Genomic DNA, 25,030 nt, shown 5'->3' with positions numbered 1-25,030 from the left:
TTTATGAGACAGATAGATATTAAAACTACCTTTGGTACCGATCTGGGGCTTGAGAGTATATGCGTGCCTGATCTTATAGACAATGCCTATATTCCTGTAACGGACAATGCCTATGTTTTTGACAGGGATAAACTGCTGCCTGTGCTGCACTATCTGTACAAAAGCTATGGTGATGCGCTGTTTTTGGTGGGACCTGCCGGTGTGGGTAAGACTACACTTATCAATCAGGTGGCCTCGCGCCTTGGCTGGCCTGTACATGAGGTGACACTGTGCAACCGTTCGGTAATAACCGATCTTGTAGGCACGCCTGTGGTTTTTGACAATGCCATGCAATATGTCTATGGACCTTTGACTCTGGCCATGATGCATGGGCATATACTTATTTTAAATGAGATAGATACCATAGGTGCTGGCGATCTGACATTTTTAAATGATGTAATTGAGGGGCGTATGCTGCAGGCGCCTGACAATCCATCACTCAAGGTTAAAGCGCATCCTCTCTTTCGTGTGGTCTTTACTGCCAACACAAGAGGCGATGGGGATGACTGCGGTTTTTACAATGGTACCAGGCTGTTCAATCAGGCCTTTGTGGACAGACTGCGTTTTATTACCTTTGAGAACAACAGTCCTGAGCTGGAGCGGCAGATTTTAAAGCTGCACTGTACAAAACTAAGCGACGAGGATATCAATCTGATGCTAAGTTTTGTAAAAGAGGTAAGATTTAATACCATTGGCAATTTAAATGGGGCCGAGCAGCTGACATCGCCTCTGACCACACGCTCCTTAGTCAAGATTGGACGTTATGTCTGTGATTTTGAAAAGGTAAGTATACAGCAGTCAATTTCAAGCTTTTATGCCAGCCGCTTTAGTGAAGTTGAAAGTGAGTATATTATGCGTCTTTGTGCAGATGTCTTTGGTAACAGCCCTTACTATATAGGTAAAAGCGTCAAGGAATATGACATGGCAGATAGTAAAGATACTGCACAGAAGATCTCATCTGCGCCGCCTGAAACAGGTCTCTGCGCTGCGCTAGATGGGGCGGTGGCAAAGACTGATGGGGCAAAAAGTACAGTGCGTCGAGGCAGAAGAAAAAGTGTGGCAAAAGGCAGCTCTTAAAGACAGGGCAGGAATTATCCTGCCCCTGATGGTTTAAAAAGATTTGAATACAAGTGAGGGACCATTTGAGATTTAACAGATAAACCCGAGTTTAACAGTATTAAAAATTAAAAAACGCTATAAACGGCGTATAAATCGCCATCATAGCGTTTTTCCCATAAAGTGCGTCTATAGATAAGTATAGGCGCATTAATTTTTTCCGACTCTATCTTTACCTAAAACCTAGATCCCGTAATTTAATATAGGGTATCACTTAAAGTAGTGTCAAGCCAAAAACTGAGGGTCGGCACTACCCCTTCTTTATATCTAAGAAACTTATAGGGATGTTAAGAGTCTCTACTAGCTCTTTCTGTTGCTTTGAAAGGGAGCTTGTTAGAACCCAGCTTTCCCCATATTTTCTACAGGTAATGTCAGATAACCGAGCAATAGCACTATCTAAACCAATACGAGAGATCTTTAGATAAGGTCTTAGCTTGTTATCAAGCATGCGTCGAATAATAAGCGCAATGAAGGCTATAAACAACTTGCCGTATATGCTTTCTTGACTCTTAACCTCGAGTCTTTCATAGAGAATATCGTTCTTGAAGACACTGAAAGCTTTCTCAACGCAATCTTTAGCTCTATAGATATCAAGCACCTCTTGTGGCGATAAATCATTGCGTGTACAGAACAAAGCAAAACATCCACAAAGTTCCAGGATCTCAGAGTAGTGCTTTTCCTTGATCTCAAAACTTAAAATCTCGTTCTTTTCATTTACATTAATATGAAAGAGCTGAGAGTATTGCTTGTACCTATTTGGACCAAGGCGAGTTGCAGATCTTAACTCTTCACTAATTTTAGATACATACGAGCTCAAAGATGCTTCATCTCTTGAGGTTGAAAGTGGAGACTTATACATCATAAGTCTTGTATTTATGCGGCCAATATTGTAGTCCTTAACAGAGCAGCGTATAGTCTCATCACTGCGCTGAATAAGGATTGTATTTTCTGATAATGGATTTCGTCTCCAGTTCAAAACCTGTTCTCTAATGTCCTTGCAGAAGTCAAGAGGAGCACCAACAATAAAGTCACAGCCATGAGCTCTTGCATTATCAAGAGCGTCCCCAACAGCAAAACCTCCATCAATTACCAATGTTATAGGTACATCTAACTTAAGACCATTAGCTTTGGCCTGCTCTAAAACATATGGCAGATTTGTAAAATCATTAATTGAGCCATTGTAACAACTGAAATAAACAGGCAACTTGCGTTGAATGGTGCAAAACATACCTACATTTACTTGAGGAAGTCTTTCTTTATCGCGATTATATCCCCATGCAACCATAGGTAATGAAGTGGAGTAGTTTGATATCGATGTGACGTCATAGCAAATGCAGTCATCGGCACAACAGTACTTGATCCAGTCTTGAAAGAAATCATTGCACTCAACAAGGCTAATACTACGATAAAGCTGACTTAAAGCCTGAGAGGATATCACGCTGTCAGTAAAGCACATGTGTTTATCTGTAAAGTGATCAATGTTTGAAAGCCCACCAGGAGCACTAGCTGCAAAGAAGGATGCTACAGCAAGGATCTTGTTAGCCATGGACTCTCCAAATGCGTTCCTAAGCATCACATCAAGAGAATACTCTTTTGCAATAGAATGGCAGGCCAAGGTATATCCAAAAGACGTAATGTTTGCTTTACGTGCCGGCGCTGTAGATATATCTTTACAAGGCCGTCCAGGACCTTTTACAGTTGAGACTTTAGGAAGTGGGATTTTAAAAAAAGAGTAGTAGTTCTCATTTGGATGAAAAGTTTTAATTCCCTCAATATCTTCATTGCTTATCTTGCCAATTAAAAGTCTATCATGCTTAAGCTTACCATCAACGCGATAGCTCTTAATGCGATACTTTACATAGGTCTGGCCTTTTTTTTGCCTATGAAGCTCATATCTAGAGTCATTAGGTAAAGATATAGAAACATCAGTGTACAGCATATATGATACTCCATTAAATATATTTATAGGGTATCATAAAGTGCATAAAAAAACTAGCATATAAGTCTCAAAATCGCTTGTTTATGCTAGTTTTATGGTATTATAACGCTACCCCATTATGTTACCCTATAATTAATTTGGGGATTTAGGCTAAAAATAATTACAACACTTTGATATTTATTTAAATATTTTTTTATTTACCTCTGGCAATTCTAATTTACTTATGCTATCATAGGTACGTATTATTGTACATCTATGAGGTTAATATGGCTGAGCTTATCATTCCTACACTTCCATCTTTGCTTGTCAACAAAGGTAGCAAGTACGACGTTTACTATGTATACACCTATCAAAATGTATGGAACTCTGAGAAAAAGCGCTCTGAGCGTAAGAACTCTAAAAAAGTGGGTGTTATTCATGGCGGCACTAAAGATGGTCTTATTCAATGGGATGAGAGCTTTATTCAGCAGTATCCTGAGCTTGAGCACATTGATACATTCAGAGAAAATGGTAAATATATTTTTAAACCAAAAGCAGATGATGAGACCACGGCTCCTACCATTGAGCGCCCATCTAAAATCTATCATGCTGGCGCTACCTATGCCCTTGATAATATTGTTGCTCAGTCTCATCTTGGTAAAGCTCTTGCCAATGCCTTCCCTCAGCATAATGACTTTAAGAAAATACTCTCTGTTGCTTATTTCCTTATATTAAACAGAGATAATAATATCTCTTTGTATGAAGACTTTGCTGAGAGCACTAGACTGCCGTATCAGCGTGAACTGTCAAGCTCTGCAATTCATAGACTCTTTGCCAGAATTGAACCTCATGACGTTGAGCGTTTTATACAGTTCATGACAGACTACTTTATTAAACATAACTATAAAGATGATGAAAATATCTTTTTAGCCTTTGATTCAACCTCCATCTCAACCCACTCTCAAAACCTCTCTTTAGCAGAGTATGGTAAAAACAAAGATGGAGATGAAATGCCACAGATAAATGTACTAATGCTTACAGATCAGAAAACCGGCATTCCTTTATACTACAGGGCATACAATGGAGCTGTTCCTGACGTTGTTACCTTGCGCCGTACCATTGCTGATGCTACAAGACACAACTTTAATAAAAATCTTGTGTTTGTTATGGATAAAGCCTATCCTTCAGCAGCAAATCTCAATGACTGCATGTGCAACAATGTAAGCTTTGTGGCCAATATGAAAACCAATGTTGCCGGCAGTTTCACTCAGGATGAAATCAATGCAAATTATAACGACCTGATCTCAAGAGCAAGCTACAACCGTCAAATCAAGCAGAACATATTTACCGTTAAGATTAAATGGAAATATGATGCTTATCCTGTACATGGTAAAAATAAAAGCTATAAAGATGAAAAAGAACTGTTTTTACATCTGTACTATGACCAGCAGATATACAATAAATCCTCTGAGGTAATTACGCAAAATGCTGCTCTGGTGTGCGAGATCCTCAATAATGGCGGTGAAATAAAGCACGAAGCTCTAAAATCGATAAAAGAGCGTTTTGTAGTCTTTGATGATAAGCGAAAGGCCTGGATCATATCTGACTTAAAGGTTGAAGAGCATATCAAATATAAAGGCATCAGAGCACTTCTTACAGACTGCGAGCAGGATGCTGTCAAATGCTATGAAGCCTATTATGACCGTAATGAGGTTGAATATGCCTTTAATACGCTTAAATATAGACTTCACTGCAACAGAGCTAAATGTCATACAAATGAAGGATTTTATGGACGTATATTCACGCAGTTTATAGCTACTTCTATTGCTATTATGTTTAGAAAGAGGATTAAGGAGTTTAAAAATAATATTAAAAGCGCAAATATTAGAAATAAGGTGCTTTACTGCAGTGATAACAAGATCCTCTCATCGCTCAACAATATAATGCTTTTAGTTACCCAAAGAGGAAATTTTTACGACGAAGTGGTAGGCAAGAAGGCAGACTTTTTCAGGGCATTAAATATTGAAATACCGTGCAGTACAAAGGATGGATATGATCTTATCTCTGGACTAACTGACGAGAATGAGAATGATATTGATGCCGAGGATCCAATCTTTGATGATATCTTTGCTTAAAACTAAGGTAGGCTACTAGGCCTACCTTTTTCCAATAAGGCACCAATCTAGATCAGTAAATTGGCGCACTTTATGGGGTTTTTATTTTGTGAATCTCTTTATTGCGAATTATGCCTGAGCCATATAAGATTGAATCTTGCAGTTGTCAGCACCGACTAGTTGTTCATAGCCACCAAAAACCTTTAGGCTTCTTGCTACATCCTTTGCATTCATAGCTCCAATCAATGAAGCCAAATTGACAGATTTCAGAATAATATCTATATGACTTTGTCCATTTTTTAATTTATTAATATATCTATCAATAGGAGTAAGCATAGGATCAAGAGGATCTATCTTTGTGTTTTCAATAGAATAAATGTTGTCGTGACATTGGGCATTAGTAAAATATCCATCAATACCATTAGAGCTATGAGCTACTATATTGGCGTTTCTTAAAGCACTGCTTATTTCATCTACACTAAGTTTATTGCCACTTTCTTCAATCTTGATTTGTAATATGCGCAATAAGATCAAAGCCATAACACAAATTGTGATATGTCCTGAAATATGCTCTTTATTTCGCACAAACATAGGTCTTATTGAAAAATTGCTTTTCATTACTCTAAAGCAATCCTCAATACGCACAAGCTTTTTGTAAGAGCTCAGAATATCAGCATCATTAAGCTCTTCTTTTATCTCTTCAGGTTTTTTATAAACCATAGCACTAAAGCCGGCAAGACGTCTGCGCTTTTTAATTAGCTCTTCCTTTAATCCCTTTGCTATATACAGGCTTTCTTTTTTACCCTGTGCACTGTCTGCATCTGTAACTTTTACCTGTACTATAGAACGCCAGTCAGAGCTACATACGGGGGCCATATCTTTTTGGTCCTCAACAGCTTTGCGCGCTTTGATAATATCACTCTCAAGTTGTGCTATATCTCTTTTTTTACGAGACTCACTAAAGGTAAAGACAATCTGACATTCTACTTTTTCCTTACGCTTTTTACCTGTTGATGGGTCGGTAATATAACCGCTCTTTACATATGGAAGTTTACGGTAGTACAGATTATTAGCTCCGTATGTATTTATTTCTTTATCAATATAATCAAGATTTTCATCAAATATATCGATAAAGCTTACATCAGAAGCTTGTATATTGGTATCCTGTGCACTGGTCTTAGTGTATGATTCAAGATCTAGCATCTGAGATTCAAGTTCACTGCTAAGCGCCGTAACCTTTTGAGCTACAATAAAACCAAGTTTGTGATCTAAAAGATTTAAAAGGTTACCAAGTGAGTTTAGCCCTCTATCTGCAACAACGACTGCTGTTTTAATGTCATATTTACTCTTCATCTGCTCAATAAGAACAGGTAAAGTCTTATACTCTGAGGTATTTCCTGCAAAAATTTCAAAATCAATTGGTATGCCTTTATCATCAATGACTAAAGCTACAGAAATTAGTGGTAAGTCAAACCTATGCTCCTTCGATAAACCATGCATACGTACAAGTTGCTCACCATCATCTATGGCTTCATTGAACTTGGTTGTAAAGGCATCACTAAATTCCTGAGAATTAATGTACTCCTCAAACTCCTTAAGTGACATACCATCATTAAGTTTTTGAGCCTTGATATAGTTGATTACCTTACGCTCTAAAAGCTGTTTATCATCATATGGTGACTCAAAATAGCAGTTGGTGCAGTCATAGAAGACCATGGTGTCTATGACATATGAGTATGACCAATTATAGCTAAATCAGTTTGTCATACTTATTTTTATTGTGTCAGCTATTTTTTCATACATTATTTTTATCTACATGCATGTGATCTGAAAATTTGGAATAGAGTGTGCACAAAGATCAGGGTTGCATATGCTTACCTGTGCTCTTTGTTTTTATGTGATTTATAATTAAAATTAGGTGGGTTTCTTATAGAGTTAGATTTTATAAGGGCTACAGCTGCACTGTTTTGGACGACATCAGCTGTAGCCTGCTCAAAAAGCAGTATGATTATATCACAACTTTGTCATCAAAACTCACACAATAAAATAGATAAAGAACAAATTATTCCCGCTTCATTTGCACGCTTTTCTGATAGAGCCACGCTTGTTGACGGTCAGACCGACTTTAAGGCCAGGGTTATTGACTGCACCATAGGTGAGGCTCAAAGAGACAAGGCTGTATGTCCTTACTGTGGCCATCCTTTAAATTTCTTTGGTTATCACTACAAAGCCTTTAAAGATGAGCTTAACGAGTGTCTTTATGCTGTCATGGATAGCAACAACGTCTATTACCTAAAGTGCAACAGAATGCAGTGCACCAACCATGACTGCAGAGGTAAAACAAGATTAAGAATATCCAAAACTCAGGATAGTAACCAACCTGATGAAAGTAAGGAGCAGGATGGTACACAGGTGCAGTGTGGGCATGCTAAAGCAACTGATAACAAAAAAGCAAAGAAAAAGAAGCCAATAGTACTTGTCGCTCATACTCAGAAGCACAGGCCTACACATTTGGTTTTAAGCCCTATATCTTTTCCATTTACATCTTTGTCATTAGATACTGTAGAGGCTTTGATAATATTAAAAAATGATAATGACATTAAAGCTGTCTATCGGCATATCAGAAAGTGTTTGCAGCTTGAGAAAAATGCGGTCAACGATGAGAGAGTACAGAGCATAGCGCTGTATCTACAAGCGCTTTTGCTCGAGCCTACAGCCAAATTGATATTCAAAGTGTATAACAACATATCAAGGATGCTTAACTCAGGCTTAAGTGCGCAAAAGGAGCATGATAAATCGCAAAAGGCTGGCGGTGTTAAAGAAAGCTCTGATTTTGTTCCTGAAGATTGCAGTGATTTTTTAAAACAGCATACATCTGCAGCCTACAGGCTGCAGGCCCTGCTCACCCACCATTTTCCTAATGTATCAACACATCTGTTATGGCTAGAAGGACTGTTAGATATGAAAATAGACTCATCCTAAGGCAAGAGCCTACTTTTTAAAGGGAGGGGTCTGTTATGACCATAAGAAAGAAAAAATATATTGTCGATTTAGACGCCAGATTACGCATTCTGTCAGCGCTTATCATTGCCAAAAATACAGGATGCACTGACGGCACTACCTTTACTGCCATGATAAAAATGGCAGCTGCGAATGCAGGATGCTCGGTCAGGACATTGCAGCGTTGGCTGGAGCGATACATTAATAATGGTAAAGATATTCAGGCTTTAAAGCCATCCTATAAAGGCTCAGAGCCAAAGGCAAAGACCAATAGGCTCTTTGACGCTGCTATTAAGATTGTCATTGCATATCGCAAAGAAAATATGACTTTAACTGTGCCTCAGCTTTTACGTGTAGTTGAAAGTGAGTTCCCTGATTTTGTCGGTTTGCTAAAACGCTCTACAGTGCAGTTATATCTCAAGCGCAACAACTGCAACAGAACACAGATTAAAAAGGACACCTGCGATTACAGAGAGATTTATCTGCGCTACCGCAAAAAGCATGTGCTTGATTCTGTGCAGTGTGACGTAAAGGAGCTGCCTAAAGGTCTGATTACAGACGACAGTGGTATCAGCTGCAATGCCTATATACAGCTCTGCGTGGACAATCACTCAAGAAAAATCATTTCATTTGCTGTGTCGACAGAGCAGAAGGTACAGCTGGTGACAGACTCAATTAAATCACTGGTCTGCAATCTGGGTATACCTAAAACACTGGTTCTGGACAATGGCTCTATATATCGCAGCAAAATACTGGCCAGAGCTGCTTATCTGCTTGATATGAAGCTGCATTACTGCCGTCCATATGCAGCAGAGTCCAAGGGTATGGTTGAGAGAGTAAATCTGGATCTTAATGAAATTGAGAATGACATTAAACATCTGAAAAACATAAGTATTGAAGGTCTCAGGGAGATTGTGGAGATATGGGTTAATGAGCATAACAACAGATCACACTCAACCCTGGACAACAAGACGCCAAATCAGGTGTTTGATGCAGACACGTTTCCAAGGCGCTTTACTACTCCTGACATCATCAATACTGCTTTTAGAATTACTAAAACACGCGTTATAGGCAAGGACGGTACTGTGAGTATCAATGTAACTAGTAACTATTGCGACCCTAGATTGTAAAACCAAGTCAGATTACTATAACTCCCATGGGGAAACCCATAGGATCTGCCTTGTTGCAAATAGATTAGAGTAGCCATGCCGGCTTTGATATATGGCTATAGACGGTCAGCAGCTCGAGTGCAGAGAGTGTAGGATCATTAGAGGCTTTTATTTAAATGCATGCTTTGATAAAAAGCCTTGTTATCAGAGGTAAAATTTTCAGCAGCGCTCAATATAAGACACATTTAATCACTTATATAGGCCTTGGCTCACAAAGAGCCGAGGCTTGGTTATCATTCTCCATGACTTAAGATCAGAGTCTTGAAATCGTATGGGGTAAGTCCTTCATAGCTGATTTCATCAAATATGGTCTTATTAGCCTTATCATACAGCCCAATGCGGATCTTTACTTTATTGTCCCCATCTTCAATAATTTCTGTTCTTGATTTTGGCAGTGAAACTGCATGTGACTGCATACCTTCGAGCATCAGTTTCTGCACAATTCTATATCTGATATTGGCCATAAGCCATAATGTATACTGCGTAAATGATACATTATTCATTGTACAGGTATTGGCAATAGTCAGGTGATCTGCAAAAGCCTGAGCACTGTCCGGGTGATTTAAAAACTGGAAACTGTGACGCGCACAGGCTCCCAGCCTTATAGCTCTTTCAGCTGCTGATGAGGATAGCTCTATATGTGGTTTATCTACAAACTCTCTGAGCTTTGTCTCCTGATTGAGCAGATAGATAAGAGGACCAGAGACAGCATGCTGATTTGATTTTCTGTATTTGACACGGCCATGGCGACTGCCAGAGCATTTAATAACTATATTGCCATTTTCTCTGATTATGTGTCTTACCACATCAAATATAGCATCCAGCACCTTAGAGGATATATTCTTTCTGTACTTTTCTATCTCATCTTCAAATGAGGTGCCTTTAATGATAGCTTCCTGCCAGGCGCTGCTGTCTATATAAAACAGGCAGTTGATGAGGTAATAGACAATAAAACAGTCTCTGTTCAGAGCAGATAAAGATTTTGCACCTTTATTCTTTTGCTCATATTTTATCAGGTTCTCCATAAAAGCACTCATCTCACAGCCATCTGGCAGCAGATATTGATTGTAGATTTTAAGCAGTCCTGATTCAGTTAAATAGCGGTGCAGAGGTCGTCTGGCATGAGTCCAGCACGAGGCATGGCAGATATCTATGCCGGCCTTTTTAAACTCCTCGACGGCAGCATCATAACCTGCATAGCCATCAGTGGTTATAGTATCAATTGAGCTTGGATTTTTACTGTCGAGCAAATCCAGGACATTGTCAGCATTTCTACTGTCTGAGGCTCTGAAATAGGTGGCACTTACCTCCTCCGTCCAGGATGTGGCCATACACCATAACTGTGACTTTTTAATATAACCGCCTTTAGTCTTTTGCGAGCGTACCTTAAGTGTGGTCTCGTCCATAATAACGCTGCGACAGTTATAGAGCATGTCATTATGAATAACCTCAGCCACTCCATGGAAAAAAGCTCTTGAGCCTCCATTTATAATATCTGTGATATGTACACGCGACCAGTCAACACCCAGGCCGTTGAGCATGGTGGTAATACGGCTCTTAGGAGCACTGAGCATGGCAAACATTGAGTGTAATGCACTCATAAGCCCAGCAGATAGAGCGCATTTATTAAAGCATGGCAGCAAGGCAAAGGCATCAAAATCAAAAGTGTTGGGATTTATAATGTCATTTCTGCCCTTATAGCTAATTAAATCATGGGCTATATCATGTGAGCTTTTAACTGCACCATCATGGCGGCAGATATTCTGCAGGATCTTCTTGTTAACCTTAGCTTTATTGTCTGAGTTTTTAAGCTCGCTGTTATCTGCAGACTCATTCGTGTGGGTTTTGGGTGTATTTTGTCTGTCCTGATTTGTAACAATAACCTCTTGATTTAATGACTGTTCTATTTTTGAGTCACATTCGTTTGAATTACGAACACCTTCCTCAGGCCTATCATCGCTTCTGGTTTTTACCTCATAGGTATCATAGGCAGTTATCAGAGCAGGATTGTATTCTATGGTAGTGCCGCAGCCTACACCTATGAGATTCTGTACAGCACTGAGGCTGATTTTGGTATCAATACCCTGATACTCTTTAACCTCATTTGCTCTTTTAACCTTGCCGTCAAATTTAAATTCATGGATATGTTTGCATGTAGGGCAGTAGCATCTGATTCTAAAACCTGTAGGCACTTTGATGGCTTTTGTAATGTCGCTGTCTTTAGAGAGATTTAAAATGCTCCTTTCTTCTGCAAGTGGATCTAAAACCACACCTGCTGAGTTTTTATTATTTTTTCTAATCTCACCTGACAGCTCAATAACACTTTGCACGCTTTGCAGTGTGGACATGCTGTCAGCACAGCACTCTTTCTCCTCCACATCACACATTAAAGAGAGCTCTTCCATGTCCCTGTCATCGTGGCTGACTATAGAGGCCGCTGCCACATCTACATCTTTATGCTCTGTATAATCAGGGTATGTGGCATAGGTTGGTGCAGTATTTTCGCTGTCTTTTGGCTCTACGTTATTTGCACTGGCGCTCTCTGAGCCTTTTATGCTGGAATCTGAGCTATTTTCAGAATCGCTCTGGATTTTATAGTTTTTATTGCTCTCGCTTTGTGATGATACATATGTACCCCTTATATATCTGCCAAGTTGTGCAGTAGCAATGCGGGCATTGGATAAAAATATCATCAGATATGAGTTAATCTCTTTTAGATTATATAAATCCTCAGGAGGATTGTCCTTTATAAGATTTGCAAAGGCATCTCTGTTATCCTTGATAAAGGTGAGTGCATTGACTATAACGTCCTTCTGGCCTGCATTGCCTGCCTTGAGCTCCTCAATTTCATTCTTCTGTTCAGAAGTTAGCTTCTTATAATCGGCAACAGAGTCATTTAGCTCGTTTATACGTGTATCCTGACTTTTAATATGGGCTCGCAGCCTGGTTATGATATCAATCTGGCTTTTCTGCTCTTTAACAGAATGACTCTGTAGCTCCTGCATTTCTTTTTTATGCTGCTGGCTCTGCTCCTGCATCTCTTTTTTATGCTGCCGGCTCTGCTCCTGCAGCAGAGCAATAAGCTGCTCCTTGCTAAGAGCATTTAAGTCTGTACCTGCAATATTGGTGGCAGGGGCTGTGTTACTGTTGTTGCGATCTAAGTGAGCCATATTAATATCCTTATATCCGTATTGTACCGTACCTGAGGCCAAACCCATAGAAGTATGCAGGTCAGCTTTGCTTCCTGCGTCTGCTGTTATTCATTGCCTTGCACTGCTCCATGGTGTAATAGCAGTTGTTTATTATCTTGCCCAGATATATGGTCTGAGTTTTATACTTGTCATCGACTTTAAAGCGCTTACGCTCGACCACATAGATAAAATTACCTGTCTTATAGATACGGACATCAGGACCTGTGGGCAGATTTTTAACCTTGCTCAAATCCACGCCATGCTCTTTAAGTGTGGTATTAAGCCTGGCATGCCTGCGCCTCGTTGGTACAGAGCCATCTGGAACTTCGCGTAAAGACAAATCCTTTTTAAAGCGGCTATGAAACTCTTCCATAGAGTAATAGGTATTATCAACCACACGGCCTACAATAGTTCTTATTCTCTTTTTTCTTCCAGTAGCTTCATCTACCTGAGTTTTATATACAGCCACATAAATTTTGCCCTTGTCTTTATATACTGATACAGGCTCATCCTGTGGCAGATTTTTTATGGAATTTTTATCAATAGGCATAATAAACACCTCAATTCGTGGATAGGTCAATTATACCATAATTATATTGATAAATAAAGAAAATCACCTAAAATAACAGCATTTTTAGGTGATTTATATCACAATTCTATACAGATATTTTTCTTTTATTTTCAATGGTTTAAATCGCAACTTAAGTATCAAGTCTTAGCAGCTCTTCAAGCTCACTGCGAGTATAAGAAAGGGGAATTTTTCCTTCATCTAGCTCTATATCAAAACGACCAGAGTTGAGTACTCTGCGTACCAGCGAAGTTCCACTACTATCCACTATAATCATCGTGGCTATGGTCCTTTTCTTGTTAAAGGTAAGTACTGCTATGCGGTCTACTCCGTTCCAGCCAACACCAAATGCATTATTAGACAGCTGAGCTAAAAGCCTGTACATGCCAAAACGGCCACTGACAGGCTCTCGGACCAGCACAATACGCATATTCTGAGGTAAAAACATTATCTATCTCCTAAGCTCACGCCTGATTTATGCCAATATGACTTATAAGTTTTGCTATAGATAGCTCTGGCTCAGCTACACTGCAGTATTCAAAAGAGATAGTGCCCATATTTACTTTTATCAAATGATTTGATTTAGTATCTGAGTGGGTTACACCATCCTGATTTATAAGCGCAGGAACCGATTTGACGCCGTCTTCTTCCTCTGTTTGACTTCTTAAAGCCACCGACATGGTTGATGAACCTGCCATATCATGTGAAGGCAGAGCTTCAGCTGGTAGTGTTGTATCTGCTAAGGGTGTGGCCTCTGACTGAGCATCATCAATTACATCTATAAAACTAAATGGCTTTAACTTTTCAGAGCAGACATAACTGCCTTGGGTATCTGCCAGCTCATGCTCTTTATTGTTCTGTGGAATATCATTGTTATAATGAAGTATTAGTGTTGGCAGATACATGCCATCGGCAGACTTAAGCAGCGTACCATTCTCAATACAATATTTTGTGGTAGGATGTGAAAACTGTCTTATGATTTTATAACCGAAGTGATTTGAAATACCAAACTTTTTACAAATATATGCTAATCCTCTTCCGTCCTTCACCAGACGGTATATTTCTTTAAGCAATGTTATCAAGGCCAGTTGCTCGCGACTTTCAAACAGATCACCTAAGATCTCTCGGGCGAAAATTAAAATGCTACGCTGAGTGGCCATACCATACTTATGGCTTAATTGATAAGAGCAAAGCTTGGTCTGAATCAAATCGTTAGTAAGAGCCTTACGTTCTTCTTCAGAAAGATTATTTACAGATTTTAAATTTGGGCGATCCATATAGTCTCCTCCGTTTTGGAAATATTCTATATAGATCAGCGACTTTTTAAAGGGTCCTAATAGTTTCTAGTTACGTATCAATAACATAAGCTATAAAGCTATTGTGGATTCCTCTAAAGGTATTTATGTCAATGACTCTGCAGAATTCATGATAGATGAAAAAGGCATTGTTTATCAGGTCCTGGATGTTAAAGATATAAGAGTCATTGAGCCTTTAAATCTCAAGAGCTGCCCTCAGCCAGATTATAAAACAGATACAGATAATAAGGCACCTGCAGACAATGCCTGTGACAAACCTGCAAAGACTGGAGGTAAAGGACAGGGACATAAACAGCGCCCTGATGAGGTCAACACATGCCCACCCCGCTACTGTATGGCTCTGTCACGAGACAAAGCCAGACGGGATGGCACCTATACTACTGAGGATGAGTTTGTCCGAGATTTTAACAGTAAGTTTTATAAGAGCACTGAGAGCAGAAATATGGCAAGAGGCCCAGAGGTGGCATCTCCATATGCTGTTCAAAGCAAAATCAACAATGATAACAACACTTTATAGGATATAAATTATGTACGAGAATCTGCCAAACCTGGATTTTAAGGCTTTTTTCAATATGTCATCTACCCCATTTACGCAGAATATACCTGTCGAGGCCCTCTATCAGTCAGAGCAGTTTCTAGACAGCATGGGGCGTCTGCTCTATGCTGCCAAAAACAAGCAGTTTGCTGTACTTACAGCAGCCCCTGGCTGTGGTAAAAGTACTCTGCTAAGAGCTCTTAGTGCCGAACTTGATGATGACAAGTACACTATTCTCTATGTATCTGACAGTAATCTCTCTGCCCGCTGGCTCTATGCAATACCTCTGACAAAAATGGGCTATGAAGCCAAGTTCCATACCAAAGATGCACGTATACAGCTCCAGGATATGCTCTATAAGGAAATGGAGGTCAAGGGCAAGAATGTAGTCATAATTGTAGATGAGGCTCACCTGGTAGATCATCACAATAATCGTAGCACTCTGCAGGAAATTAGATTTATGCTCAATTGCGAATTTGATTCTGGCAATCCTCTGAGTCTAATCCTCTCTGGCCAGAACGAGTTATGGGACTTGATAGCACATAAAGATCATAAGGCTATTATTCAGCGCATAGATCAGATCTGCAAGATTCCGGCTCTGGATAACTGGCAGGTTGCTCAGTACATAGAGACACATCTCAAATATGCAGGAACCGATGACACCATAATTTCATCGGCCGCTATAGAGATGATAAGTAACGCCTCAGCTGGCGTGCCTAGAGTTATCAACAAAATCTGCACACATTCTCTGATCTATGCAGCTAAATGCAGACAGTCTGTGATCAATGAAGATCTTGTTAGAGCTGTCATTGAAAGAGAACTGCCACCAAACATGTGTTTGGGATAAAGAAGATAATACAAGAAGGATAATACACGAAAATGGTCCCTATATGGGATCATTTTTTTTATGTGCTATTTGAGGTTATTTAATACAATTAGAACAAAATGCTTTAAAGGCATGACAAAATGACTTAGCTAAAATGCGTCATTCTCATTTAGCAGTGACACCATGGTCATCGAGCGATTGAAATTATCACAGATACGATTGTGTATATGGATAAAAATTTCATCCTTAAACTTATGGGCAAAGTCCAAAGCCCTGTATAGGTCGTGCAAGCCTATATCCTTAAGAGGCGAACATAAAAACTTTGTTTGATGATTAAAGGCCTTAAACTGAGATTTTGGATCAACCACCTTTAGAAAAGTCAGATAAGATAACACAGCATTTACATCAAACTGTACTGAGCTTTTACTGTTCTGAATATAGTAAATATGACGCTTTAATGTCAGTACGTTATCCCATAAAGGTTTTAAAGCCCAAAGCCCATAGTTAAGACTTATGGATACGGTCTTTCTTTGTAAATCTGCCTGGGTAATATCAATGCCTTTAATATGTTTCTCAACTAGATCTGCCCTTTGCTCTCTATATTTTAAAGTAGGGGTTTGATATTCCTTGCGTAATTTGGTTAAGGCATCAGGATCTTTCTCAAGAAGCTTATCTAAAGGTCCAAGAGATTTAATAGTCTTCTGTTTTTGCTTTTTGACACCATTAACCTTTATAGATGTAACCTCAACAATGGAGACATATTGGACGCCTTTAGTTTTTTTAACGGCGACAATAGTAGACATAGCAAGACCCCCTATAAGCTTAACTATAGCACCATTATATATTGTATCTAAATAATTCGCAATAGTTTGCAATAATAGAATTCAATAAGTTTTAAGTCAAAAAAAATTGGCAATCCTCGATGGAAAGCCAATTGTATTAATTGTCGTGATTACAAACTGTCAAACTCGGGAGGTCTCTGCGCTGCGCTAGATGGGGCGGTGGCAAAGACTGATGGGGCAAAAAGTACAGTGCGTCGAGGCAGAAGAAAAAGTGTGGCAAAAGGCAGCTCTTAAAGACAGGGCAGGAATTATCCTGCCCCTGATGGTTTAAAAAGATTTGAATACAAGTGAGGGACCATTTGAGATTTAACAGATAAAAATACTGTAGTGGCGTATTAGTCATTATTATATGGTTTTTAGTTCACTCTCAAATTTGTTTATTGCAAACTATGTCTGTTCATTCTGGAGCTGAACTTGCAGAGATCTGCCTTAACGGTCAGCTTGAAAACATCAAAAATAGTTGAGTATTTTGCTGCCTGCTTTGCATCTAAAGTATCACCCAAAGATGGAAAATTTATACCAGATTTTGAGAATAAAACCATGTGTCAAAAGCACTAATCAGCACGCCTTGATGATGGCAATATTACAGTGTGACAATGCATATAGTTCTTAAATCACTTGATATTACTTTTAAAGATATTTCTTTTAAGACATAGCCCGTTTTGCAATATTGCCAAGAGATGATATCTCACAGTATTTTCTACAAAAGCCAATACCTATACCATATACCTGTGTATACTGTGTATCAAAAAGATCTGCATATCTTTTTTTAATAATCTGCTCTGTGGCCTCATTAGCTGTCCTAAGGCATAGATCTTCATCGCCAGCGCGTTTAAACTCCAGGATTATAGCTCTTTTATACATAAAATCTTTAAGTATAATATCGCTATAACCAATACCGCTCTCGCTCTCATCTAGTACCTTAATATTGTTCTTTTGTGCAGCGCTAATTAAAAGACCCTGCATCAAGCCATGATAGTATTGCTCAGAGCCTGAGTGTCTTATACTTATATAGATTCTCAGAACAGAGTTTATAATAGCCTGAGCCTTGTCAATATCATTGCCCATCAGTGCATCTAAAAGCTTAAAACCCTCATCTTTCCAGCTATCATTGTTATTAGAATATAAGTAAGAGAATTTAGTCTCAAAGGCTTGCCTTACCTCATAGTTTGGTATTTTAACGCTGACCATTCCTTTGAGTTTTGAATTTTCATCAAAGGTGACATAGCCTGTTTGCAGCATCATGGTACAAAAGGTATCAAACTCCATACCTTTTGTAATATCAGGATAAACACTAAATTCAGAGAGTTTTATTAAAACTGAATTACCATCCATTAAATCCTGTAGCTTTTGTGTATTGTCAGCATCATTGGCCTCAATTGAGTTTTTTGTATACAGAGTGATAATGTCATTGCCTGAGGTGTTAACCCAAAAAGGCTTTGGCTCATTACTGCCGTTGCGTTTTGATGCGGCGCAGTACTCCATTAAAGACCACGGGCAATAGACATAATCATTGCCAAATCTGTAACCGTTATACCACTTTTTAATCTCATCTCTTTTTGACTCTAGTCCAAAGTCACATAGGATGTTCTCTGTCTCATCCTGTGTAAAACCAAAAAAGGATGAGTAAAGCTCATCGTTGACATTAAAAGTGGTAAAGTTATTAGCATCAGTAAAGATACTTTGATGAGCAATTTTTAAACAGCCAGTGACAATGCCCTTATACAGCCATGGATTACCCTGCTGTTTAAAGACAGATATGCTTATACTTCTTATGATGGAGAGCATTTCATCATAGTAAGGCTCTTTAGCCACAACAGCCTTTTGCAGTGGCACATCATACTCATCTATAATAATTAATACCTGTCTATTAAATTCTTTATGTAAAAGAATTGCAAGAATGCTTATAAAAGATTTACAGAAAGAAACAGCCTGATCTAACTTAATAGGATCAGATAAGTTTTTATATTCAGCTTTACAAAAATAATCAATATCAGTAAATCTATATAAATCATCAGCGGCTAAAATCTTGCTGTTTTTTAAAAAAGAGTAATTAGAATATACCTCATAAATAACTCTTAAAAATTCGACTATGGCTTCTTTAAAACAAAGGCCTTCAATACCTTTAAAAGACACATAGATAACAGGCACCTGTCCCATAACCTTATCACGAAGCTCTTTATACTCATCCTGAGCTACAGCAAGATTACGGCCATTGTCTATAAAGAGTTTTTGCTGATAGGAGGTATCCCCAGGGGTTTTATAGTCAAGCTCACAAAAGGCCTTAATCATGGACATATTTAAGGTTTTGCCAAAGCGGCGAGGTCGGGAGGGAACGGAGATCTGTGTAAACTAAGATCTCTTATTCTTTAATTGCGCAATTTTAGAATCTAAATTTATGCTATCTTGTTTTTTTCAACAATTCAATACCTCATTTCATGATTTTGCCTCTTCCTGCCCCTGAAAGCCTTTTATGGATTGGCGTAGCCAACCCCGTAGGGGCTTGTCCATAAATGGCTGAGGGGGCAGGAATCCCATGTTTATCACGTTTTGTCTCCCTTGGCTCTATGTTTTACAGGATGCGACAACCCATAGGTAATACGTAGTATTACCTATCCGCGCGGCGGGCTTGCTCCTATACGCTTAAAAACTAGTTTATATATGGCCTTATACGTTCAGCCAGACTATCAATGCATGTCATCTGGTTTAAGACAGATGTCCAGTTCCTGACTCTGCTCACACCCCATTTCTTGGCCAGGTCGCCTGTAATTCTTAAATAAAAGACTTTAAACACGGCATTCTTGTTCTCAAACATACCTATTTTAGTGACCTTACGTAAGCTGGAGTTTACGGCCTCTATAGCATTAGTGGTGTACATGATTTTGCGTATTGCCGATGGATAGTTAAACAGCTGTGTTACATGGTTGAAATTGTTCTCCCACACCCTTATAGCTCCAGGGTATTTATCACCCCATTTGTCTATAAGGTGCAGCAGAGCTTCCTCAGCTGCCTCTGCATTAATAGCTCCATACATTGCCTTGCAGTCGGCACAGAAAGCCTTTAAATCCTTGTAAGGGACATATTTACAGGCATTGCGTATAAGGTGCACAATGCATCTTTGTACAACTGTCTGCGGGAATATAGACTTTACTCCGTCTTCAAGACCAGAGACACCGTCCATAGACAGGAAAAGTATGTCCTTAACGCCTCTGCTCTTGATATTGTCAAATATATTCATCCAACATGACTTTGACTCTGTTGGGGATATATAAAGCCCCAAAACCTCTTTATACCCCTCAGCATCTAAGCCTAATATTACATATACGGCATGATTCTCTGTAGAGCCCTTGTCATTCTTCATCTTGACATAGATGCAGTCTACAAAGACAAAGGTATACAGAGGCTTTAACGGCCTGTTAAGCCACTCATTAACATCCGACAGGATAAGGTCCGTTATAGTGGAGATCTTGTCTTGAGAGAGCTTAAAACCATAGATTTCCTCAATGGTTGAGCTTATATCCCTCTGACTCATGCCTCTTGCATACATGGCCAGGACCTTTTGCTCTATCTGAGATACGTCTTTTTCCCTTTTTGGGATAATTACTGGCTCAAAGGTTCCTTCACGATCACGTGGAGTGTTGATCTCTGCCTCACCAAATGAGCCTTGAATGGTTTTCTTAGAATAGCCGTTGCGCCTGTTGGTGGTCTCCTTCTCATCAGTGCTGCTCTTGCTATAGCCTAAATGAGCATCAAGCTCAGTATTAAGGATCCTTTCAAAAACAGGTGCAAATGCTTCTTTAATAGCATCTTGAGCACTCTGGGCATCTTTTGGGTTGTAGTGCTCCATTATAAGGTCAGCTATCTTTTCAGCCATTGGGCTATGTTTAATTCTTGCCATATTAAGTAAACTCCGATAATGGTTATATTTTAAATCATCTATCTTCGTTTACACAGTTTTTAGTTCACTCTCGCGAGGTCTGGTGAATAAAGTGTTTTTATCACCTCTGTTTATAAAGAGATCATTAAGATAATATGTCTTATCAACATAATAGCCATTATTTAAAATATGACTGGCAAAGTCCTCTTCACCAGATAAGACAACTGTGCCATTGTTTTTAATCATAATACGTCCCTTTATCCTGATTATTTATAGCTGCTCTTGTATAAAGATTCGTACTTTATCCAATCTTACTTTACAATCAATATGACACATGGTCATACATACATAAAAAAGCTAATTGTCTATGTGAGCAAATATATAGTTTGCATCACTGTATAAGGTTTTATGAGTTTGACAGCCAGATGAAATCTTCATCTTTCAACATTGCTCACTAAATTGTATCCTGCTTTGCAATATTGCCAAGTGATGCTATCTCACAGTATTTTCTACAAAAGCCAATACCTATACCATATACCTGTGTATACTGTGTATCAAAAAGATCTGCATATCTTTTTTTAATAATCTGCTCTGTGGCCTCATTAGCTGTCCTAAGGCATAGATCTTCATCGCCAGCGCGTTTAAACTCCAGGATTATAGCTCTTTTATACATAAAATCTTTAAGTATAATATCGCTATAACCAATACCGCTCTCGCTCTCATCTAGTACCTTAATATTGTTCTTTTGTGCAGCGCTAATTAAAAGACCCTGCATCAAGCCATGATAGTATTGCTCAGATCCTGAGTGTCTTATACTTATATAGATTCTCAGAACAGAGTTTATAATAGCCTGAGCCATGTCAATATCATTGCTCATCAGTGCATCTAAAAGCTTAAAGCCTTCATCTTTCCAGCTATCATTGTTATTAGAATATAAGTAAGAGAATTTGGTCTCAAAGGCCTGCCTTACCTCATAGTTTGGTATTTTAACGCTGACCATTCCTTTGAGTTTTGAATTTTCATCAAAGGTGACATAGCCTGTTTGCAGCATCATGGTACAAAAGGTATCAAACTCCATACCTTTTGTAATATCAGGATAAACACTAAATTCAGAGAGTTTTATTAAAACTGCATTACCATCCATTAAATCCTGCAGCTTTTGTGTAGTGTCAGCATCATTGGCCTCAATTGAGTTTTTAGTGTACAGAGTGATAATGTCATTGCCTGAGGTGTTAACCCAGAAGGCCTCAGGTTCATTGCTGCCATTTTGTTTTGATGAGGCGCAGTACTCCATTAAAGACCATGGGCAGTAGACATAATCATTGCCAAATCTATAGCCGTTATACCACTTTTTAATCTCATCTCTTTTAGACTCAAGGCCAAAGTCACTGATGATTTTATCAGTCTGCTCCTGCGTAAAGCCAAAGAAGGATGAGTAAAGCTCATCGGTTACATTAAAGGTGGTAAAGTTATTAGCATCAGTAAAGACACTTTGATGAGCTATCCTTAGACATCCTGTGACAATGCCCTTGTACAGCCAGGGATCAGGATCCTGTTTAAAGGTATTAACACTTATATCACGTATTATGCCAAGCATTTCATCATAATACGGCTCTTTGGCAATTACTGCCTTTTGCAATGGCACATCATACTCATCTATAAGGATTAAAACCTTTGTGCCATAGGCAAGGTATAACATTTTTGCAAGATTGGGTATAAAAAGACCACAATAAGTTACAGCATCATTGAGTTTTGTTAAATCTGCTGACAGATTAAGGTTATTTGCGCAAAAATCGAATATAGTGGAAAAAATATTTTTTCTGTTATCTGATATTTTCGGATTATCAAGCAAAAAGGCAAATTCTTCATATAAGTTGAAAATCTTAATTACTAATTTTTCAACAGCCTCATAAAAGCAAGAGCCCTCAACACCTCTAAAGGAGACATAGATAACAGGCAGCTGTCCCATAACCTTATCGCGCAGCTCTTTATACTCATCCTGAGCTACAGCAAGATTACGGCCATTGTCTATAAAGAGCTTTTGCTGATAGGAGGTATCGCCTGGATTTTTATAGTCAAGCTCACAAAAGGCCTTAATCATGGACATATTTAAGGTTTTGCCAAAGCGGCGAGGTCTGGTGAATAAAGTGTTTTTATCACCTCTGTTTATAAAGAGATCATTAAGATAATATGTCTTATCAACATAATAGCCATTATTTAAAATATGACTGGCAAAGTCCTCTTCACCAGATAAGACAACTGTGCCATTGTTTTTAATCATAATACGTCCCTTTATCCTGATTATTTATAGCAGCTCTTGTATAAAGATGCGTACTTTATCCAATCTTACTTTACAATCAATATGACACATGGTCATACATACATAAAAAAGCTAATTGTCTATGTGAGCAAATATATAGTTTGCATCACTGTATAAGGTTTTATGAGTTTGACAGCCAGATGAAATCTTCATCTTTCAACATTGCTCACTAAATTGTATCCTGCTTTGCAATATTGCCAAGTGATGCTATCTCACAGTATTTTCTACAAAAGCCAATACCTATACCATATACCTGTGTATACTGTGTATCAAAAAGATCTGCATATCTTTTTTTAATAATCTGCTCTGTGGCCTCATTAGCTGTCCTAAGGCATAGATCTTCATCGCCAGCGCGTTTAAACTCCAGGATTATAGCTCTTTTATACATAAAATCTTTAAGTATAATATCGCTATAACCAATACCGCTCTCGCTCTCATCTAGTACCTTAATATTGTTCTTTTGTGCAGCGCTAATTAAAAGACCCTGCATCAAGCCATGATAGTATTGCTCAGAGCCTGAGTGTCTTATACTTATATAGATTCTCAGAACAGAGTTTATAATAGCCTGAGCCTTGTCAATATCATTGCCCATCAGTGCATCTAAAAGCTTAAAACCCTCATCTTTCCAGCTATCATTGTTATTAGAATATAAGTAAGAGAATTTAGTCTCAAAGGCTTGCCTTACCTCATAGTTTGGTATTTTAACGCTGACCATTCCTTTGAGTTTTGAATTTTCATCAAAGGTGACATAGCCTGTTTGCAGCATCATGGTACAAAAGGTATCAAACTCCATACCTTTTGTAATATCAGGATAAACACTAAATTCAGAGAGTTTTATTAAAACTGCATTACCATCCATTAAATCCTGCAGCTTTTGTGTAGTGTCAGCATCATTGGCCTCAATTGAGTTTTTAGTGTACAGAGTGATAATGTCATTGCCTGAGGTGTTAACCCAGAAGGCCTCAGGTTCATTGCTGCCATTTTGTTTTGATGAGGCGCAGTACTCCATTAAAGACCATGGGCAGTAGACATAATCATTGCCAAATCTATAGCCGTTATACCACTTTTTAATCTCATCTCTTTTAGACTCAAGGCCAAAGTCACTGATGATTTTATCAGTCTGCTCCTGCGTAAAGCCAAAGAAGGATGAGTAAAGCTCATCGGTTACATTAAAGGTGGTAAAGTTATTAGCATCAGTAAAGACACTTTGATGAGCTATCCTTAGACATCCTGTGACAATGCCCTTGTACAGCCAGGCATCAGGATCCTGTTTAAAGGTATTAACACTTATATCACGTATTATGCCAAGCATTTTATTATAGTAAGGCTTCTCAGCCACTACTGCCTTTTGCAATGGCACATCATACTCATCTATAAGGATTAAAACTTGTCTGTCATACTCTGTATAGAGCATATCAGCTAGTGTTGGTATGAAGGTTCCACAATAAGATATTGCTGTATCAAGCAAAGCATCATTTTTTAATTCACCTTTGTGTTTGAAACAAAAATTGTAAATGCTTAAAAAAAGATCCTTTTGCGCCTGAGGTATTTTTTTACTATCAGCAAGAAACAGAAAATATTTATACAGCAGTGCTATCTTAGTAAGAATTTTATCAACGGCATGATGAAAACATAGGCCCTCAACACCTCTAAAAGAGACATAGATAACAGGCAGCTGTCCCATAACCTTATCGCGCAGCTCTTTATACTCATCCTGAGCTACAGCAAGATTACGGCCATTGTCTATAAAGAGCTTTTGCTGATAGGAGGTATCGCCTGGATTTTTATAGTCAAGCTCACAAAAGGCCTTAATCATGGACATATTTAAGGTTTTGCCAAAGCGGCGAGGTCTGGTGAATAAAGTGTTTTTATCACCTCTGTTTATAAAGAGATCATTAAGATAATATGTCTTATCAACATAATAGCCATTATTTAAAATATGACTGGCAAAGTCCTCTTCACCAGATAAGACAACTGTGCCATTGTTTTTAATCATAATACGTCCCTTTATCCTGATTATTTATAGCAGCTCTTGTATAAAGATGCGTACTTTATCCAATCTTACTTTACAATCAATATGACACATGGTCATACATACATAAAAAAGCTAATTGTCTATGTGAGCAAATATATAGTTTGCATCACTGTATAAGGTTTTATGAGTTTGACAGCCAGATGAAATCTTCATCTTTCAACATT

Annotated in this window: 18 protein-coding genes; 6 read left to right on the top strand and 12 right to left on the bottom strand. The window is 38.5% G+C overall.

From position 1 onward, the window contains the following. The first annotated feature begins 3 nt into the window (after positions 1-3). Complete coding sequence (locus DRZ93_RS09875) at positions 4-1,116, top strand: AAA family ATPase (protein WP_113746486.1); 1,113 nt, start codon at positions 4-6, stop codon at positions 1,114-1,116. Positions 1,117-1,405: 289 nt separating this feature from the next. Here DRZ93_RS09875 and DRZ93_RS09870 read toward each other — a convergent pair whose 3' ends face one another. Continuing rightward, positions 1,406-3,094 carry an IS1634 family transposase gene (locus DRZ93_RS09870; RefSeq protein ID WP_113746167.1) on the bottom strand — a complete coding sequence of 563 codons (1,689 nt, stop codon included), beginning with the start codon at positions 3,092-3,094 and terminating at the stop codon, positions 1,406-1,408. A gap of 266 nt (positions 3,095-3,360) precedes the next feature. Here DRZ93_RS09870 and DRZ93_RS09865 point away from each other — a divergent pair, with 266 nt between their 5' ends. Then, positions 3,361-5,208 carry an IS1634 family transposase gene (locus tag DRZ93_RS09865; RefSeq protein ID WP_146741114.1) on the top strand — a complete coding sequence of 616 codons (1,848 nt, stop codon included), beginning with the start codon at positions 3,361-3,363 and terminating at the stop codon, positions 5,206-5,208. A gap of 108 nt (positions 5,209-5,316) precedes the next feature. On the opposite strand, the gene DRZ93_RS09860 is transcribed toward DRZ93_RS09865, so the two are convergent. After that, entirely contained in the window at positions 5,317-6,903 is a 1,587-nt protein-coding gene (locus DRZ93_RS09860; protein ID WP_113746484.1) for an IS1634 family transposase, read from the bottom strand. Between the two features lie 288 nt (positions 6,904-7,191). Between DRZ93_RS09860 and DRZ93_RS09855 the strand changes: the two genes are divergently transcribed. Both DRZ93_RS09855 and DRZ93_RS09850 read left to right on the top strand, forming a co-directional pair. Further along, positions 7,192-8,169: a hypothetical protein gene (locus tag DRZ93_RS09855; RefSeq protein ID WP_113745498.1), complete on the top strand. Its 978-nt coding sequence runs from the start codon at positions 7,192-7,194 to the stop codon at positions 8,167-8,169. Positions 8,170-8,204: 35 nt separating this feature from the next. Then, positions 8,205-9,317: a DDE-type integrase/transposase/recombinase gene (locus tag DRZ93_RS09850; protein ID WP_113746483.1), complete on the top strand. Its 1,113-nt coding sequence runs from the start codon at positions 8,205-8,207 to the stop codon at positions 9,315-9,317. Positions 9,318-9,589: 272 nt separating this feature from the next. On the opposite strand, the gene DRZ93_RS09845 is transcribed toward DRZ93_RS09850, so the two are convergent. From DRZ93_RS09845 to DRZ93_RS09830, 4 genes are all read right to left on the bottom strand, one after another. Further along, a complete protein-coding gene (locus tag DRZ93_RS09845; protein ID WP_172458021.1) occupies positions 9,590-12,526 on the bottom strand; it encodes an IS66 family transposase in 2,937 nt (978 codons plus the stop codon). 61 nt (positions 12,527-12,587) lie between these two features. Beyond that, a complete protein-coding gene (locus tag DRZ93_RS09840) occupies positions 12,588-13,097 on the bottom strand; it encodes a hypothetical protein (protein WP_113745867.1) in 510 nt (169 codons plus the stop codon). Positions 13,098-13,248: 151 nt separating this feature from the next. Next, positions 13,249-13,563, bottom strand: a complete 315-nt coding sequence (locus DRZ93_RS09835) for a hypothetical protein (protein WP_113743094.1) — start codon at positions 13,561-13,563, stop codon at positions 13,249-13,251. Positions 13,564-13,579: 16 nt separating this feature from the next. Further along, on the bottom strand, positions 13,580-14,392 hold the full coding sequence (locus tag DRZ93_RS09830) for a hypothetical protein (RefSeq protein ID WP_113745866.1): 813 nt from the start codon (positions 14,390-14,392) through the stop codon (positions 13,580-13,582). A gap of 148 nt (positions 14,393-14,540) precedes the next feature. On the opposite strand from DRZ93_RS09830, the gene DRZ93_RS09825 reads away from it, so the two are divergent. Further along, positions 14,541-14,948 (top strand): hypothetical protein, encoded by a 408-nt coding sequence (locus tag DRZ93_RS09825; RefSeq protein WP_113746482.1) that lies wholly within the window; start codon positions 14,541-14,543, stop codon positions 14,946-14,948. 10 nt (positions 14,949-14,958) lie between these two features. Next, entirely contained in the window at positions 14,959-15,813 is an 855-nt protein-coding gene (locus tag DRZ93_RS09820) for an ExeA family protein (RefSeq protein ID WP_113743087.1), read from the top strand. A gap of 128 nt (positions 15,814-15,941) precedes the next feature. Here DRZ93_RS09820 and DRZ93_RS09815 read toward each other — a convergent pair whose 3' ends face one another. The 6 genes from DRZ93_RS09815 to DRZ93_RS09795 form a co-directional block, all read right to left on the bottom strand. After that, the gene (locus DRZ93_RS09815; RefSeq protein WP_113746481.1) at positions 15,942-16,595 is read right to left on the bottom strand and encodes a hypothetical protein; all 654 of its coding nucleotides are present in this window, start codon (positions 16,593-16,595) and stop codon (positions 15,942-15,944) included. A gap of 684 nt (positions 16,596-17,279) precedes the next feature. After that, a complete protein-coding gene (locus DRZ93_RS09810; protein WP_281268129.1) occupies positions 17,280-18,977 on the bottom strand; it encodes an AAA family ATPase in 1,698 nt (565 codons plus the stop codon). A gap of 307 nt (positions 18,978-19,284) precedes the next feature. Beyond that, positions 19,285-20,532 (bottom strand): IS256 family transposase, encoded by a 1,248-nt coding sequence (locus DRZ93_RS09805; protein WP_113743108.1) that lies wholly within the window; start codon positions 20,530-20,532, stop codon positions 19,285-19,287. Between the two features lie 48 nt (positions 20,533-20,580). Further along, a complete protein-coding gene (locus DRZ93_RS13590) occupies positions 20,581-20,757 on the bottom strand; it encodes a hypothetical protein (protein WP_172458180.1) in 177 nt (58 codons plus the stop codon). A gap of 208 nt (positions 20,758-20,965) precedes the next feature. After that, on the bottom strand, positions 20,966-22,792 hold the full coding sequence (locus tag DRZ93_RS09800; RefSeq protein ID WP_113746479.1) for an AAA family ATPase: 1,827 nt from the start codon (positions 22,790-22,792) through the stop codon (positions 20,966-20,968). A 208-nt stretch (positions 22,793-23,000) separates the two neighbouring features. Further along, a complete protein-coding gene (locus tag DRZ93_RS09795) occupies positions 23,001-24,827 on the bottom strand; it encodes an AAA family ATPase (RefSeq protein WP_113746478.1) in 1,827 nt (608 codons plus the stop codon). Positions 24,828-25,030: the final 203 nt, after the last annotated feature.

It is taken from the genome of Anaerobiospirillum thomasii (genome assembly GCF_900445255.1).
GTDB classification, from domain to species: Bacteria; Pseudomonadota; Gammaproteobacteria; order Enterobacterales; family Succinivibrionaceae; genus Anaerobiospirillum_A; species Anaerobiospirillum_A thomasii.
The sequence above is the reverse complement of the archived record's forward strand: the minus strand, read 5'-3'. Positions and strand labels throughout refer to the sequence as shown.

Excerpts from the sequence above, each read along its gene's own strand:
- DRZ93_RS09865 (WP_146741114.1), top strand. The coding sequence starts at position 3,361 with ATGGCTGAGCTTATCATTCCTACACTTCCATCTTTGCTTGTCAACAAA.
- DRZ93_RS09825 (WP_113746482.1), top strand. The coding sequence starts at position 14,541 with ATGATAGATGAAAAAGGCATTGTTTATCAGGTCCTGGATGTTAAAGAT.
- DRZ93_RS09860 (WP_113746484.1), bottom strand. The coding sequence starts at position 6,903 with ATGGTCTTCTATGACTGCACCAACTGCTATTTTGAGTCACCATATGAT.
- DRZ93_RS09805 (WP_113743108.1), bottom strand. The coding sequence starts at position 20,532 with ATGGCAAGAATTAAACATAGCCCAATGGCTGAAAAGATAGCTGACCTT.
- DRZ93_RS09855 (WP_113745498.1), top strand. The coding sequence starts at position 7,192 with ATGATTATATCACAACTTTGTCATCAAAACTCACACAATAAAATAGAT.
- DRZ93_RS09845 (WP_172458021.1), bottom strand. The coding sequence starts at position 12,526 with ATGGCTCACTTAGATCGCAACAACAGTAACACAGCCCCTGCCACCAAT.
- DRZ93_RS09840 (WP_113745867.1), bottom strand. The coding sequence starts at position 13,097 with ATGCCTATTGATAAAAATTCCATAAAAAATCTGCCACAGGATGAGCCT.
- DRZ93_RS09875 (WP_113746486.1), top strand. The coding sequence starts at position 4 with ATGAGACAGATAGATATTAAAACTACCTTTGGTACCGATCTGGGGCTT.
- DRZ93_RS13590 (WP_172458180.1), bottom strand. The coding sequence starts at position 20,757 with ATGATTAAAAACAATGGCACAGTTGTCTTATCTGGTGAAGAGGACTTT.
- DRZ93_RS09835 (WP_113743094.1), bottom strand. The coding sequence starts at position 13,563 with ATGTTTTTACCTCAGAATATGCGTATTGTGCTGGTCCGAGAGCCTGTC.
- DRZ93_RS09870 (WP_113746167.1), bottom strand. The coding sequence starts at position 3,094 with ATGCTGTACACTGATGTTTCTATATCTTTACCTAATGACTCTAGATAT.
- DRZ93_RS09800 (WP_113746479.1), bottom strand. The coding sequence starts at position 22,792 with ATGATTAAAAACAATGGCACAGTTGTCTTATCTGGTGAAGAGGACTTT.
- DRZ93_RS09815 (WP_113746481.1), bottom strand. The coding sequence starts at position 16,595 with ATGTCTACTATTGTCGCCGTTAAAAAAACTAAAGGCGTCCAATATGTC.
- DRZ93_RS09820 (WP_113743087.1), top strand. The coding sequence starts at position 14,959 with ATGTACGAGAATCTGCCAAACCTGGATTTTAAGGCTTTTTTCAATATG.
- DRZ93_RS09830 (WP_113745866.1), bottom strand. The coding sequence starts at position 14,392 with ATGGATCGCCCAAATTTAAAATCTGTAAATAATCTTTCTGAAGAAGAA.
- DRZ93_RS09795 (WP_113746478.1), bottom strand. The coding sequence starts at position 24,827 with ATGATTAAAAACAATGGCACAGTTGTCTTATCTGGTGAAGAGGACTTT.
- DRZ93_RS09850 (WP_113746483.1), top strand. The coding sequence starts at position 8,205 with ATGACCATAAGAAAGAAAAAATATATTGTCGATTTAGACGCCAGATTA.